Raw genomic sequence first — 13,683 nt, 5'->3', positions numbered from 1 at the left:
GCCATAGATCCCTTATGGTGGCTCGCATGGTGCTGGCCCCCATCACTGTCCCGCAGCACTGGCGAGGCCAGGAAGATCCTGAACGGAGAGTGTTCCGGTACGCTGCCGCAGCTCATACTGGCGCATGACGTTCTTATGGGTCTGCTCGATCAGGGAGCGGCGGATATCGGTCAGCCTGTTGCGGCTGTCCAGCAGGTCATTAAGGCTGCGCACACCAGACTGGAATCCCTTCTGAGCCGCTTCGAGCGCCGCCTCGGCTGACGACTCCGCGGTTTTGAGTGAACGGATCTTCTGGTAACTGCCCTGCAAGGTTTCCGTTAACCGTGAGACTTCAACCTGCACGCGGTCTTTACGGTGGCGCAGTTCGTACTCCGCAGCGCGCTCACGCTTGTGCGCCGCACGAGCACGGGCTGATGTACTGCCGCCGCTGTACAGCGGCACACGCAGCTGCAGCTCGGCCCGCAGTTCCTCGCGCAGGGTTGTGGCGAAGGTGTCATTGTTGCTGTATTGGGCGCTGAGATACAATTCCGGCCAGTGAGCGCCGCGCTCACGTTCGTAAGTGGCATCCGCCACTTCGCGCTCACGCTTGGCCCGGCTTATTTCGGCGGAATTGCTGAAAGCGAGTGACTGCCAGTCTTTGTCCAGCACTGCCGGTGTCCGTTTCCAGACGCCTACGGGCAAGGGGGCCAACTGCTTCTGGTCGACATCCAGACCGGAGACCGCCTCAAGGTTCTTGATGGCCGCCCGGTAGTCGTAACGCAACGAGGCCAGTTCGGCCTCGACCTCATCCATCCGCGCTCTGGCATCGAGCGTCTCTGAGCGGCTTGCCAGGCCTCTTTCCTGCATGCTTTCCATTTGTTTGAGCCGACGCTGGTGGCTGGCCAGACTGTCTTCCAGCACGTCCGTCTCGGCCTGCAGGCGGTTGGCCTCCAGATAGGCCTCAATGGCGTTGAACCCCACCTCCAGCTCACGCGCCCGACGCTCGGCACCGGCCAGGTCCGCGCTGGCGCCAGCGCGCTCGATTTCCTTGAAGGTTTCGCGGGAGTAGATGACCTGATCAAGCTGGACGTCCGCTCGAGTGAGCGTGTCCGTCTCGGTGATGCTACTGGCACGGTCGAAGTTGCGCGTGTATTCCGAGACGCCATAACTGGCTGTTGCATCGACCTGGGGCAGGACTTTACCCCAGGCTTCACGGACCGATTCCTCTTTTGCCTGTTCCTGCAGCTCTTTGCTCATGACGCCTTCGTTGGTCGCCATGGCACTGAGATACACATCCGGCAGTGTAATCTGAGCAAGGCCGGCCAAGGGGACAGCCTGGAGCGTCAGACCGATTACCAGCAGCGGGATGCTTTTGCGTGCCACCATCTGTTACTCCTCCCGGAAGGCGCGGTCGAGCATGCGGGTTACCGGGGCCAGCAGGTACTGCAGCGCCGTTCGCTCACCGGTTTTGATCATGACCTCAGCCGGCATACCGGGTGTGAGGAACATGGCCTGTTTCCGCATGGTTTTACGCCCTTCTTCTGTAATGCGAACGCGTGCATCAAAGTAGCGCTCACCGCTTTGTTCATCTTTGAACGAGTCAGCGGAGACCCGCACCAGCTCGCCTTCGATCAACTGATTTGATTGCTGGTTGAACGCCGATAGGCGTACGTCGGCTTTCTGGCCCACCTCGACCCGGTCAATATCCTGCGGCTTGACGCGCGCATTGATGGTTTTTTCCTGATCATTGGGCACAATTTCCATCAGCGTATCGCCCGCTTTCACGATTGCCCCTGGTGTGAAGACGGTCATTCCCACGACGGTGCCGTTATCCGGCGCGGTAATTGTGGTGCGTTTGAGGGTGTCCCTGAGAGCCACACGCCGGGCCTGGAGGTCCGCTTTCTTCTGCTGTGTTTCCCTGAGCCGTTCCGCGACCTTCTCCTTGTAGTCTTCCTTATGAACCAGCTTTTCCGTGCGGGCTGTGCCGATCTTCACCTTGAGCTCGGCAATCTGTGATTCATTGGAGAGCTTTTCGCCCTTCAGGCTGAACAGTTTGCGCTGCATCTCATTGATGCGGGTGCGGTCCGCAAGTTCCTGTTCATGCAGTTCAGTCCAGTTCTCAAGCTCTTCCTGAACACTCTGTATGCGGGATTCGAGGGTTTCGTTGGTGGCGCGCAACCCTTCGATCTGTTGCCGGAAAGCCTGGATGTTCTGGTCGTAGATTTCCGCCTGGCCCCGGAAAGACTCACGCCTGGTCTCAAACAGGGCGCGCTGGCCTTCAATGATGTTGGAGGCCGCCGCTGTGTCCCGCGAGCGCAGTTCTTCAGGGAACTCAATGCGGTCCGCATCAATACGCTCCGCCAGAAGCCGGGCTTCGCGCCCCAGGGTTTCCATGAGCTGGGATTCGACCACGCTCAGTTCCGAGCGTGGCTTGGTCTCAGACAGCTGTACCAGTACCTCGCCTTTCTCAACCCGATCACCTTCCTGAACATGGATTGAGGACACAATGCCCCCCTCCAGGTGCTGAACAACGCGATTCTCGGAATCAATAACCACCTGGCCGGTGGCAACAGCGGCGCCGTGCAACGGCGCCAACGCAGCCCAGCCACCAAGCCCGACAAAGGTGATCAGAAGCACAATAATCCCGATACCGACGCGCCGGCGTGTATCGGTGGGCATGCTCTGGTCGGAAGACTGGTTTTCATTCCCGCTGGCTTCTATGTATTCGCCGGGAAGCCCTGATTCCTGCCCGCTCTGCCACTCCTGTGCTTCAGCGCCGTTCTCCTGTTCGTCGCTGTGATCGGTTTCTCGGCTACTCACTGGCTTGTCGCCACCTTCGTTATTGCTGTTCGATTCATGCCCCTTGCGGTCGTCTGACATCTCAGACCCCTCCCGACTGGAGTGACTTGCCACCGCTGTTTTTGCCCCCAAGTGCGATCTGGCCACTCTCAAGCGCTTTCATGACTTCATCGCGCTCACCGAAGCCCACTGCCTGCCCATCTGAAAGAACCAGCATTTTATCCACCAGCCGCAGAATGGGGCGCCGATGTGTGATGAGCACCGCTGTAATGCCCTTTGCCTTGAGGGCCTGGAGAGCTTCCAGCAAAGCCTGCTCGCCGCGATCATCCAGATTGGAATTCGGCTCATCCAGCACAACCACCCGTGGCTCGCCATAGACGGCACGTGCCAGGCCAATGCGCTGCCGCTGCCCTCCGGAGAGCGCGCCACCGGCGACGGAAATCGGCGTGTCATAGCCGTAGGGGAGCCTCAGAATGAGCTCATGGACACCGGCAAGCTTTGCCGCTTCAACAACGCGCTCGGCATCAACTTCGCCAAAACGGCAGATGTTTTCGCTGATGGTGCCCTCGAAAAGCTCTATATCCTGCGGCAGGTAGCCGAGGTGGGGCCCCAGCTGGTCTTTGTCCCACTGATGGATATCCGCGCCGTCCAACCGGACCTTGCCGTTGGCCAGTGGCCAAACGCCCAGCATGGCCCGCGCCAGTGTTGACTTGCCGGCGGCGCTGGGGCCGACCACGGCAAGCATATCCCCTTTCTGAAGGGAAAAGTTGATGCCCCGCAGCGCCGGTGTCCCGGACCCGGGTGGCACAACAAAAATGCCTTCCACTTCGATGTTGCCCTCAGGCGGAGGCAGCGGCATGCGATCCTGTTCGGAGTAGTAATTCCTGAACAGCTTCTGGAGCCGCTCATACGCCTGTCGGGCGCTGGCGAACTGCTTCCAGGAGCCAATCATGAGATCGAGTGGCGCCAGCGCGCGCCCCAGAAGAATGGAGCCGGCAATGACCATACCTGGCGTGATTTCCTGCTTAATGGCGAGGTACCCGCCCAGGCCCAGAATCAGTGACTGGAACATCATCCGGAGCGTTTTTGAGGCGTTGGTCAGAATCGCTGCCCGATCACTGGCATTTGACTGATTAAGAAGAAAATCCAGATGACGCGAGAGCCAGCGCCCCCGCAGGTTGCGCTCCATGCCCATGGCATGGACCACCTCAGCGTTACGCAGGCAGGCGTTGGCGTACTGGCTGGACTGGATATTGGCCTGGCCCGCCTCGGAGAGCATGCCGCCTGTCATTTTCTCGTTGGCCCAGGCCAATGCAATCAGCACAACCGTGGCGATGACGGCAAAAATACCGTAGAACAGATGGAACATGAACAATACGGCGATGAAGATGGGCAGCCAGGGACCGTCAAAAAAGGCGATCGGCCCCTGCCCGGTCAGAAACTGGCGCAGTGTGGTGAGGTCGGTCAGTGGCTGTGAGTCACTGCGCCCGGGCGAGTCAATCGCCTGGCGGAACATTGAGGAGAAGATCTTGCGCCCGACCAGATTGTCGATGTTGTTGCCTACCCGCACCAGTATGGCGGAACGCACCATCTGCAGCAGCGCAAGCGTTATGAACAGAATAACGACAATGACGGTGAGCATGACCAGGGTTTCTACACTGCGGCTCCCAAGCGCTCTGTCGTACACCTGGAGCATGTAAATGGCGGGAACCAGCATGAGGAGGTTGATGAACATGCTGAATACGCCCACCGCGATGAACGCGCGCTTGCATTGACGGAGCGCGTCTTCCAGGGGGGTGGGTTCACTCGGCTCGGACCGTTTTTTGCTGAGCATTCGAAGAGTCACCGATGCTGGGGCTTGGCTGAATATCTCACAGGCGTCGTTATGTAAGGCATGGGCCCTTACTGTAAGGCTGTGGCATTTTATGGGCGGGTCACACCGGTGTCAAAAGAGCGGGTTACACTCCTGTAACCTGGGTACTCCCTATCCCTACCCTCCCTGACAGCACTGCTTCTATCATCCACGGACAAGCACTGCTTTGCACACGAATTTTTCTTATCGTCTGGATTTGCGCCATAATGGCAATCGTTGCGTGTTGCCGTCATACCGGAGATTCCCAGCGGTAACCCAGTGGGCGCGGAAGGCCGGGATCAATCTCAGACAGCTGGAGCAGGCGTGCCCCTTGCCATGGCGTACAGCAACCCATGACCAGACAACATTCCATTCTTGTAACCGGCGCCACGGGCTTCATTGGGCAACGCCTGGTCGCTCGACTTACCGAGCATGAAGGCTGGGATGTTCTGGCAGCCGTCCGGCATCACGCCAAAGCCCACTGGTTCGCCCGGTCTTTCGTGACCGGCGAACTATCTGGTAATACCCAATGGCAGCCAGCGCTTACCGGCGTGTCAACAGTGGTTCACCTGGGCGCGCGCGTGCACGTGCTCAAGGCAGAGCGTGCCGACCCGCTGGCCGAGTATCGGCGCATCAACACCCATGGCACGCTGAACCTGGCGCAGCAGGCGGCGGCGGCCGGCGTGAAGCGGTTTGTATTCCTCAGTACCATCAAGGTCAATGGGTCTTTTTCGTCCCCAGGCCGTCCGTTCACAGCGGACGATACTCCCACTCCCGCCGACCCTTACAGCCAGTCGAAGGCGGAAGCGGAACAGGGGCTGCGGGAAATTGCCAACCAGACGGGGATGGAACTTGTGATCATCCGCCCTCCGCTGGTTTATGGGCCGGGCGTAAAAGCCAACTTTGCAACCATGATGCGCTGGCTCAACCGCGGCCTCCCCCTTCCGCTTGGAAAAACCGAAAACCGGCGTTCACTGGTAGCGGTGGACAACCTGGTTGATCTGATCGCTACCTGCACCACCCATCCAGCCGCGGCCAATGAGGTTTTCCTCGCCGCCGACGCCGAAACCGTATCCACCACGGAGCTGCTGGTAAGGACCTCAAAAGCACTGGGGAGGTCACCGCGATTGCTGCCCGTCCCTCCCTCCATCATGAAAGTAGCGGCCAACGTGCTTGGCAAGCATTGTCTCTACGAACGCCTGTTTGAGTCACTCGAACTGGATACGACCAAAACACATGAGCGACTGCAATGGACGCCACCCTTAACGCTTACCGAGGCCCTGGAGCGGACGGCTGAGGCGTTTCAGATGGAATAACACCCCATACCCGTTCTGGCGCTCGCGAGGCCAACCTGCTGCGCTTTGGCGCCACCAGGCCCTGCAACGCCGCATAGGGCCCTTCATCCTGAGACGGACCAAGGAAGAGGTCCAGGCTCTGCTCCAGCCCATTGATGCATGAGGTCAATGGTGCACTCAAGACAGCGATCATTCAGGCCGGAATAATTCAATCTCCAGGTCCGGGATATGGCGGTAGTGCCGATCATTGGCGGTAACCAGGGGCTCTCCGTGATCGATGGCTGTTGCGGCAATCAGAGCGTCCGCCATCTGCATGCTGTGGCTCAGCGCAAACTCCTCAACCAGAAACACCGCCCGCGCGCTGATCCCTTCGGTCACCGGTAGAACCCGCGCCTGCCAGTAATGCAGTGCCTGACGCAGGCGCTGAAGATCACGCTTGTTGCGCATTCCCTGCACCAGTTCCATATAGGTCACCGAGGAAAGGCCAACGCCGGGCGCTGTATCCAGAAGTTGCGCAGCGAGGCGGTCACCCCGGAAATTCCAGATCAGGACATCCGTGTCGATGAGCTTCATTCAAAGGTCCTTGGTTGCCGCAGTCGGCGCACCTGTTGATCCACATCCTCCACAGAATCCGACCACATCCCAAAAGCCGGGTTCGGCCCCGAAGCAGGCTCCGGGCTGGCATCGTACCCGGTCAACCGGGCCCGGCGCTGGCCACGCCAGGTAATGATGACCTCTTCGCCCCGTTCTACGGCAGCCATCAACTCCCGGGTATGAAGGCGCAGGTATTTGGTGGTTGCTTCCATGGTGTGCCCTCACTAGTTACACCAATAAGTGTAACGTTAACCCTGCTACCAATACAATCCATCCCGGGAGCTTGCTCGCAAGCGATACCCCCAAGAATCGCGAGCCGAGCTCGCTTCTACAGTAGATGCAGGATCCGCAATAACTCAGCGGATACCCGGAGATGGCATTGACCCTTTCCCATGGTTTCATAGAATAAAAAAGCTCAATAATGCACCCTCAGGACGCCCCTTGGATTACCACACCGCCGCCCAGCTGCGCCGCCATCACCCTGCCTGGAGGCTGTTGCAGGCGAACCATGCCCCGTTGACGATCAGCTTTCTCGATGAAGTGTTCATCCAGCCCAACGAACGCAGCCTGAGCGAGTCCCACCTGCAGGCCAGACTGGAAGATCGGCTGTTCAACCTGCGCGAGACCGAAGGCGAGGACGCCTTCCCACAAGCGGCTGCGCACTACCTCAACGACTGGGCGGACAACGACAAGGGCTGGCTGCGCAAGTTCTACCCGGCCAACTCGGACGAGGCGCACTTTGATCTCACGCCCGCTGCCGAGAAGGCCATCCAGTGGCTCAACAGCCTCACCGAGCGCCAGTTCGTGGGCACCGAGTCGCGCCTGAAAACCGTGTTCGATCTGCTCCAGCAGATGCTCGAAGGGGTGGAGACGGACAAACAGACACGGCTGAACGATCTGCAGCGGCGCAAGGCCGAAATCGAGGACGAGATCGCACGGGTGGAAAGCGGCGATATCGAGATCATGGAAGAGACGGCCGTGCGTGAACGCTTCCAGCAGCTGAGCACCACCGCCCGCGAGCTGCTGTCCGACTTCCGCGAAGTGGAGCAGAACTTCCGCCAGCTCGACCGCCAGGCCCGCGAACAGATCACCACCTGGGAAGGGCGCAAGGGCGAGCTGCTTGACGAGATCTTCGGTGAACGCGACGCCATCGCCGACTCCGACCAGGGCCGCACTTTCCGTGCCTTCTGGGATTTTCTGATGTCACCGACCCGCCAGCAGCAACTCACAGAGGGTCTGGAGCAGGTTCTGTCGCTGGAGGCCGTCCAGCAGATGGCCCCGGACCCGCGCATCAAACGCGTCCACTACGACTGGCTTGAGGCGGGCGAGCAGACCCAGCGCACCGTGGCCCGGCTTTCGGCACAGCTGCGGCGGTTTCTCGACGACCAGGCCTTTCTTGAGAACAAGCGCATCATGCAACTCATCCAATCCGCGGAAACCCACGCCATCGCCCTGCGCGGGGAGCGCCTGGATGGCACCTGGATGACCCTGGAATCCCCCAAGGCGGACATCAACCTGCCCATGGAACGGCCGCTGTTCTCGCCGCCACTGCGCCCGGTACTGGAAACCAGCGTGGCCACCGGCGATGAAACGAATGTCGACCCGGAGGCACTGTTCAACCAGGTGGTGGTGGATAAGGCCCGACTGCAATCCGCCATTGCCCAGGAGCTGCGCCACAGCTCACAGGTCACGCTGGCGGATGTCATACGCAACCACCCATTACAGGTCGGTCTGGCTGAACTGGTGAGTTATCTCTCGCTAGCGGGGGATGACCCGCGAGCCAGTTTTGATGAAGCACAACCCCAGACCATAGAATGGCGGGACGCTGAAGGCATTCGCCGCCATGCCCGAGCCCCCCTGGTCCTGTTCACCCGAGCCCGGAGCTGACCTTGGAAGAGCCCACCAACGCCACTGAATCCGGAGAGGCCAACGCGCTGTCGCCCATTGTCGTAAAACTGCTCAAGGGGGTGATCTTCGAGCAGGACGACCCGCGGCTGTGGCAGCAGCTTCTGCACCTGCAGCCGCGTATCCGCGACTACGTGGCCGTGATGGGGCTGGCGCTGCGGGTGGACGAAAGCGAGGGCTATGCCTGGCTGACCTCCGAGGCGGGCGAAGACAGCGACGCCGATATCCCCCAGCTGATGCCCCGGCGGCCTCTGTCCTACCCGGTCAGCCTGCTGATCGCGCTGCTGCGGCGCAAGCTCGCCGAGGCCGACACCGAGGGCGGCGACCCGCGCCTGATCCTGGACCGGGAGGACATCGTCAACATGATGCGCACCTTCCTGCCGGAGACCTCCAACGAGGCGAAACTGGTCGACCGCATCGATTCCCACCTCAACAACGTCGAGAAACTCGGCTTCATCCGCCGCTTGAAAGGCCAGAAGGACAAGATCGAGGTCCGACGCATCATCAAGGCCTACGTGGACGCCCAGTGGCTCAACGAATTCGACCAGAAACTCCAGGCCTACCGCGAGCACGTCGCCGCGGATGACAGTGACGCCTCCCATACCGACAACGGGACCGACTGATGGCGATGCAGGAACAGCTTCTCGATTTTGCCAGTGACGACCAGCTCGCCGGTTTCCGCCTGCAACGCCTGGAGGTGCTCAACTGGGGCACTTTCAACCACCACGTCTGGCGCCTGAACCTGGACGGGCGCAACGCACTGCTGACCGGCGACATCGGCTCCGGCAAGTCCACCCTGGTGGATGCCATGACCACGCTGCTGGTCCGCCCCCAGCGTGCGGCCTACAACAAGGCCGCCGGTGCCGAGAGCAAGGAGCGCTCACTGCGCTCCTACGTGCTTGGCTACTACAAATCCGAGCGCAGTGACACCGGCCCCAATGCCAGGCCCGTAGCCCTGCGCGATCACAATAGCTATTCAGTGATCCTGGCCAGCTTCTACAACGCCGGGTTTGACCAGACCGTCACCCTCGCCCAACTGTTCTGGCACAAAGACCAGCAGGGCCAGCCCGAGCGCATCCACATCGTGGCCGAGCAGGATCTGGCCATCGAAACGGACTTCGCCAACTTCAACGCCGACATCAACACCCTGCGCAAGCGCCTGCGCGACAATCCCCATGTCCAGATCCACGACAGCTTCGCCAAATACGAGGCCGCCTTCCGCCGTCTGTTCGGAATCGACAATGACCAGGCACTGGAGCTGTTCCACCAGACCGTGTCCATGAAATCCGTGGGCAACCTCACCGGCTTCGTGCGCGAACACATGCTCGAGGCCTTTGACGTGGGCCCACGCATTGACGACCTGATCGAGCACTTCGACGACCTCAACCGCGCCCACGAGGCGGTACTCAAGGCCCGTGCCCAGATGGAAGCCCTGGAGCCGCTGGTCGGCGACTGCGACGAACACCAGGCACTCCAGCAACAGCACCAGCACTGGGAACAGTGCCGCGACGCCCTGAAAAGCTACTTCGCCCACCACAAGAGCCAACTGCTGCACAAACGCCTGGACAATCTCGCGGAAGAGCACCAACGCCAGCAACGCCGGCTTGAGCAGCAGCAGAGCACCCTGACCGAACAGCGCGGTGAGCGCGACCGGCTGCGCCAGGCCATCGGCGAGCACGGCGGGGACCGCATCGAACAGCTCAAGACCGACATCGCTCGGCGCCAGGACGAACGCAACCAGCGCCAGAGCAAAGCCGAACACTACGCCACCCTGGCCGGTGAGCTGGGCCTGACCCAGCACCCGGATCTGGAGACCTTCGGCGACAACCTCACGCAGCTTGAGACCCAGCGCAACGAGCTGCAGGAGCGCGATCAGACACTGACCAACCGCAACACAGAAGCCGAGGTCACCCTTCGCCAGAGGCGCAGCGAGCACCAGAGCCTGAGCGACGAACTCGATTCACTGCGCCAGCGCCGCTCCAACATCGCCAGCGCCCAGATCCGCATCCGCGAGCGCCTGTGCCAGGACCTGTCACTGAACGAGGACGCCCTTCCCTTTGCCGGCGAACTGATCCGCGTGCGCGAGGATGAAAGCGACTGGGAAGGCGCCGCCGAACGCGTGCTGCACAATTTCGCGCTCTCGCTGCTGGTGCCGGAGGCGCACTACAGCGCCGTTGCCGAATGGGTCGAGCAGACCCACCTCAAGGGCCGGCTGGTGTATTTCCGCGTCAGTCACCCGCGAGTGACCGCCCCGCCACAGCTCCACGCCCGGTCACTGGTGGCCAAGCTCGACATCAAGCCCGACTCCGAGTTCCATCCCTGGCTTGAGCAGGAACTGGCGAAACGCTTCGACTACGCCTGCTGCGACGATCTAGCCCAGTTGCGCCGGGAGCCGCGCGCCATTACCCGCGCCGGCCAGATCAAGACCAACGAGCAGCGCCACGAAAAGGACGACCGCCACCGGCTCAACGACCGCAGCCGCTTCATGCTCGGCTGGAGCAACCAGGACAAGATCGCCACCCTGGAAAACCAGCAGGCGGACCTTGAACGCGACATCCAGCAACTGGGAACCGAACTGGCGGAGATCAAACGCCAGAAGAAGGAACTGAACGACCAGCGCGACACCTTGGTCAAACTTCAGGCTATTCAGGATTACAACGAGATCGACTGGCACACGCCGGCGCAGGCCATCGCGGAACTGGAACGGGAAAAGACCGAACTTGAAAAGGCCAGCGACCAGCTGCAGACGCTGAACGAGCAGCTCGATGCCCTGGAAAAACGCATCGAGGAAAGCGAACGGGAAAAGGAACGGCTCTCCGGCCAGCTCGCAGTTACTGGGGAGAAACAGCAGAACGCCCGGAACGAACTCGAGGAGTTGAACACACTGCTGGAGCAACAGAGCCAGGACCAGTCCTGGTTCGAGGAGCTGGATGGCCTGCGCGAACAGGCCCTGGGCGAGCACCAGCTCACCGTCGAGTCCTGCGCCAACCGCGAGCAGGAGATGCGCGAGTGGCTGCAGCGCAAACTCGACAACGAAGCCAAGCGAATCCGAAACCTGGAAGAGAAAATTCTGCGGGCGATGAATGAGTTCGCCAGCCGCTGGCCACTGGACACCCAGGAAATGGATGCCAGCATCGACGCGGCAGGCGAATACCGCGCCCTGCTCACCAGCCTTAAAGAGGACGATCTCCCGCGCTTCGAACAGAAGTTCAAAACCCTGCTCAACGAAAACACCATCCAGGAGATCGCCGGCTTCCAGGGCAAGCTCTATCAGGAGCAGGCACTGATCCGCGAACGCATCGAACAGATCAACCGCTCACTGGCGGACATTGAGTACAACCCCGGGCGTTACATCCGCCTCGAGGCCGAAACCAATCCCGACCCGGACATCCGCGAATTCCAGCAGAGTCTCAAGGCCTGCACCGAGGGCAGCGTCACCGGCGCCGAGGACGAGCAGTACGCCGAGAGCAAGTTCCTGCATGTGAAGGCCATCATCGAGCGTTTCCGCGGCCGCGAGGGCACCACCGAGCTGGACCAGCGCTGGACGCGCAAGGTCACCGACGTGCGCCAATGGTTCAACTTCGCCGCCTCCGAACGTTACCGGGAAGACGATACCGAGTACGAACATTACACCGACTCTGGTGGTAAATCCGGAGGCCAGAAGGAGAAACTGGCCTACACGGTGCTGGCCGCCAGCCTCGCCTACCAGTTCGGGCTCGAATGGGGGGCAGTGCACTCACGCAGCTTCCGCTTCGTGATGATCGACGAGGCCTTCGGGCGCGGCTCGGACGAATCCGCCCGCTTCGGCCTGGAACTGTTCCAGCGGCTGAACCTGCAGCTTCTGATCATTACCCCGCTGCAGAAGATCCACATCATCGAACCCTACGTGGCCCAGGTCGGCTTTGTGTACAACCCGGAAGGGCGTGAATCGCTGTTGCGTAACCTCACCATCGAGGAATACCGGGCGGAGAAGGACAAACGCGAGCACCCTGCATGAGCACCTCCGGCCCCTGGAGCACCCCGGATGACGTCGCCGCAACCCTGCGCAAGCGCTGGGAAAAAGGGGAACTACTGCGCGCCTGGCAACAGCCACAGGTGCACTTCCCCCTGCGCCTGCCACTGAAAAAACCCGGCCCAAGGCAACTTCTGGAACAGTTCCCGCAAGCCCGGGAATGGGCCCGCCAATGGCAACACGAAGCCAGTCGCGGGGATTTCTCGCTGGAGTGGGAAAGCCGCAACCACCGCCAGCTCGGCCGCAACGAGATTCCCAGCGCCGTCGTGTTCGAAACGCCCGAACAGGCACTGGGCTTTATCCGCCGCCGGCGCCAGGCCGAGCGCTTCAGCGCCTGCTTCCATGCTCTCCTCGCGGCGTTCCCGGAACTCCATGACTGGGCCCTGGCGTATCCGCTGACGGTGCTCGAACACCACGACAACTGGCCACGTCTGCGTGCGGTTATGCACTGGCTGAGAGACAACCCGCGCCCAGGCATCTACCTGCGCCAGCTCGACATTCCCGGCGTCGACACCAAGTTCATCGAAGGCCACCGCAAACTGCTCACGCAACTGTTCGACCGCGTGCTGCCTGAAACCGCCATCGACCCCAACGCCACCGGTGCCAGCCAGTTCGAGCGCCGCTACGGCTTTGCCAGTAAACCCGCCACAGTCCGTTTCCGCATTCTGGACGCCGCCCACACCCTGCACGGGCTCAGTGACCTCCAGATCCCCGTCCATGAATTCAACACCCTGAATCCGGCTATCGGAACCGTTCTGATCGTGGAAAACGACATCACCGCCCTCGCCTTCCCGCCAGTGCCGGACACCATCGTCATCTTCGGCCAGGGCTACGGGGTGGACAGACTTCTCGGCGGGGCCAACTGGCTCCAGGACAAGCCCATCTACTACTGGGGCGACATTGATACCCACGGCTTCGCCATTCTCAATCAGCTGCGCAGCGTTCTGCCGCACACCCGCTCACTGCTGATGGACGCCGCTACCCTCAATGCTCATCAATGGCTCATAGGCACTGAACCCAAACCGACCCACCACCAACTCCCCAACCTCACCGAGGCGGAACAGGCCCTCTACCACGCCCTGCGCAACGGCGACTATGGCGAGCAGCCCCGCCTGGAACAGGAACGCATCCCCCTCAGCGCCCTGCCCGAGCGGTTTGCCCATCCGCTGTAGGAACTTGCCGTGCAGGCGATACTGGAGACGATCGCGAGCAAGCTGGCTCCTACAGCTATGCCCGGGAAATAGGCT

Annotated in this window: 10 protein-coding genes; 5 read left to right on the top strand and 5 right to left on the bottom strand. The window is 61.1% G+C overall.

What is annotated here, in order from left to right; genetic code table 11:
* Positions 1 to 42: 42 nt before the first annotated feature.
* From H4I92_RS09770 to H4I92_RS09760, 3 genes are read right to left on the bottom strand one after another with little or no spacing between them, the layout of a single operon-like run.
* The gene (locus tag H4I92_RS09770; RefSeq protein ID WP_077530408.1) at positions 43 to 1,365 is read right to left on the bottom strand and encodes a TolC family protein; all 1,323 of its coding nucleotides are present in this window, start codon (positions 1,363 to 1,365) and stop codon (positions 43 to 45) included.
* Positions 1,366 to 1,368: 3 nt separating this feature from the next.
* A complete protein-coding gene (locus H4I92_RS09765) occupies positions 1,369 to 2,859 on the bottom strand; it encodes an HlyD family type I secretion periplasmic adaptor subunit (RefSeq protein ID WP_077530407.1) in 1,491 nt (496 codons plus the stop codon).
* 1 nt (position 2,860) lies between these two features.
* Positions 2,861 to 4,612 carry a type I secretion system permease/ATPase gene (locus H4I92_RS09760; protein ID WP_077530406.1) on the bottom strand — a complete coding sequence of 584 codons (1,752 nt, stop codon included), beginning with the start codon at positions 4,610 to 4,612 and terminating at the stop codon, positions 2,861 to 2,863.
* Positions 4,613 to 4,983: 371 nt separating this feature from the next.
* On the opposite strand from H4I92_RS09760, the gene H4I92_RS09755 reads away from it, so the two are divergent.
* Positions 4,984 to 5,946, top strand: a complete 963-nt coding sequence (locus H4I92_RS09755; RefSeq protein WP_077530405.1) for a UDP-glucose 4-epimerase family protein — start codon at positions 4,984 to 4,986, stop codon at positions 5,944 to 5,946.
* A gap of 168 nt (positions 5,947 to 6,114) precedes the next feature.
* Here H4I92_RS09755 and H4I92_RS09750 read toward each other — a convergent pair whose 3' ends face one another.
* Positions 6,115 to 6,498, bottom strand: a complete 384-nt coding sequence (locus H4I92_RS09750; protein WP_077530404.1) for a type II toxin-antitoxin system VapC family toxin — start codon at positions 6,496 to 6,498, stop codon at positions 6,115 to 6,117.
* Positions 6,495 to 6,731, bottom strand: coding sequence for a type II toxin-antitoxin system Phd/YefM family antitoxin (locus H4I92_RS09745; RefSeq protein ID WP_077530403.1), 237 nt, complete (start codon positions 6,729 to 6,731; stop codon positions 6,495 to 6,497). The genes H4I92_RS09750 and H4I92_RS09745 overlap by 4 nt, the downstream gene beginning before the upstream one ends.
* 229 nt (positions 6,732 to 6,960) lie before the next feature.
* Here H4I92_RS09745 and H4I92_RS09740 point away from each other — a divergent pair, with 229 nt between their 5' ends.
* The 4 genes from H4I92_RS09740 to H4I92_RS09725 are packed head-to-tail and all read left to right on the top strand — an operon-like array spanning position 6,961 to position 13,608.
* Positions 6,961 to 8,406, top strand: a complete 1,446-nt coding sequence (locus tag H4I92_RS09740; protein WP_077530402.1) for a DUF3375 domain-containing protein — start codon at positions 6,961 to 6,963, stop codon at positions 8,404 to 8,406.
* A gap of 2 nt (positions 8,407 to 8,408) precedes the next feature.
* Entirely contained in the window at positions 8,409 to 9,047 is a 639-nt protein-coding gene (locus H4I92_RS09735) for a DUF4194 domain-containing protein (protein WP_077530401.1), read from the top strand.
* Entirely contained in the window at positions 9,047 to 12,421 is a 3,375-nt protein-coding gene (locus H4I92_RS09730) for an ATP-binding protein (protein ID WP_077530400.1), read from the top strand. The genes H4I92_RS09735 and H4I92_RS09730 overlap by 1 nt, the downstream gene beginning before the upstream one ends.
* On the top strand, positions 12,418 to 13,608 hold the full coding sequence (locus H4I92_RS09725; RefSeq protein ID WP_077530399.1) for a DUF3322 domain-containing protein: 1,191 nt from the start codon (positions 12,418 to 12,420) through the stop codon (positions 13,606 to 13,608). The genes H4I92_RS09730 and H4I92_RS09725 overlap by 4 nt, the downstream gene beginning before the upstream one ends.
* Positions 13,609 to 13,683 lie beyond the last annotated feature (75 nt).

Source organism: Vreelandella halophila, from assembly GCF_019903425.1.
Classification (GTDB): Bacteria; Pseudomonadota; Gammaproteobacteria; order Pseudomonadales; family Oleiphilaceae; genus Halospina; species Halospina halophila.
Note: the sequence above shows the minus strand (reverse complement) of the source record. Positions and strands in the feature narration are given on the sequence as shown.

Bases quoted from the DNA above. Each gene is read 5' to 3' on its own strand.
- H4I92_RS09730 (WP_077530400.1), top strand. From the start codon at position 9,047: ATGGCGATGCAGGAACAGCTTCTCGATTTTGCCAGTGACGACCAGCTC.
- H4I92_RS09745 (WP_077530403.1), bottom strand. From the start codon at position 6,731: ATGGAAGCAACCACCAAATACCTGCGCCTTCATACCCGGGAGTTGATG.
- H4I92_RS09725 (WP_077530399.1), top strand. From the start codon at position 12,418: ATGAGCACCTCCGGCCCCTGGAGCACCCCGGATGACGTCGCCGCAACC.
- H4I92_RS09755 (WP_077530405.1), top strand. From the start codon at position 4,984: ATGACCAGACAACATTCCATTCTTGTAACCGGCGCCACGGGCTTCATT.
- H4I92_RS09760 (WP_077530406.1), bottom strand. From the start codon at position 4,612: ATGCTCAGCAAAAAACGGTCCGAGCCGAGTGAACCCACCCCCCTGGAA.
- H4I92_RS09750 (WP_077530404.1), bottom strand. From the start codon at position 6,498: ATGAAGCTCATCGACACGGATGTCCTGATCTGGAATTTCCGGGGTGAC.
- H4I92_RS09765 (WP_077530407.1), bottom strand. From the start codon at position 2,859: ATGTCAGACGACCGCAAGGGGCATGAATCGAACAGCAATAACGAAGGT.
- H4I92_RS09770 (WP_077530408.1), bottom strand. From the start codon at position 1,365: ATGGTGGCACGCAAAAGCATCCCGCTGCTGGTAATCGGTCTGACGCTC.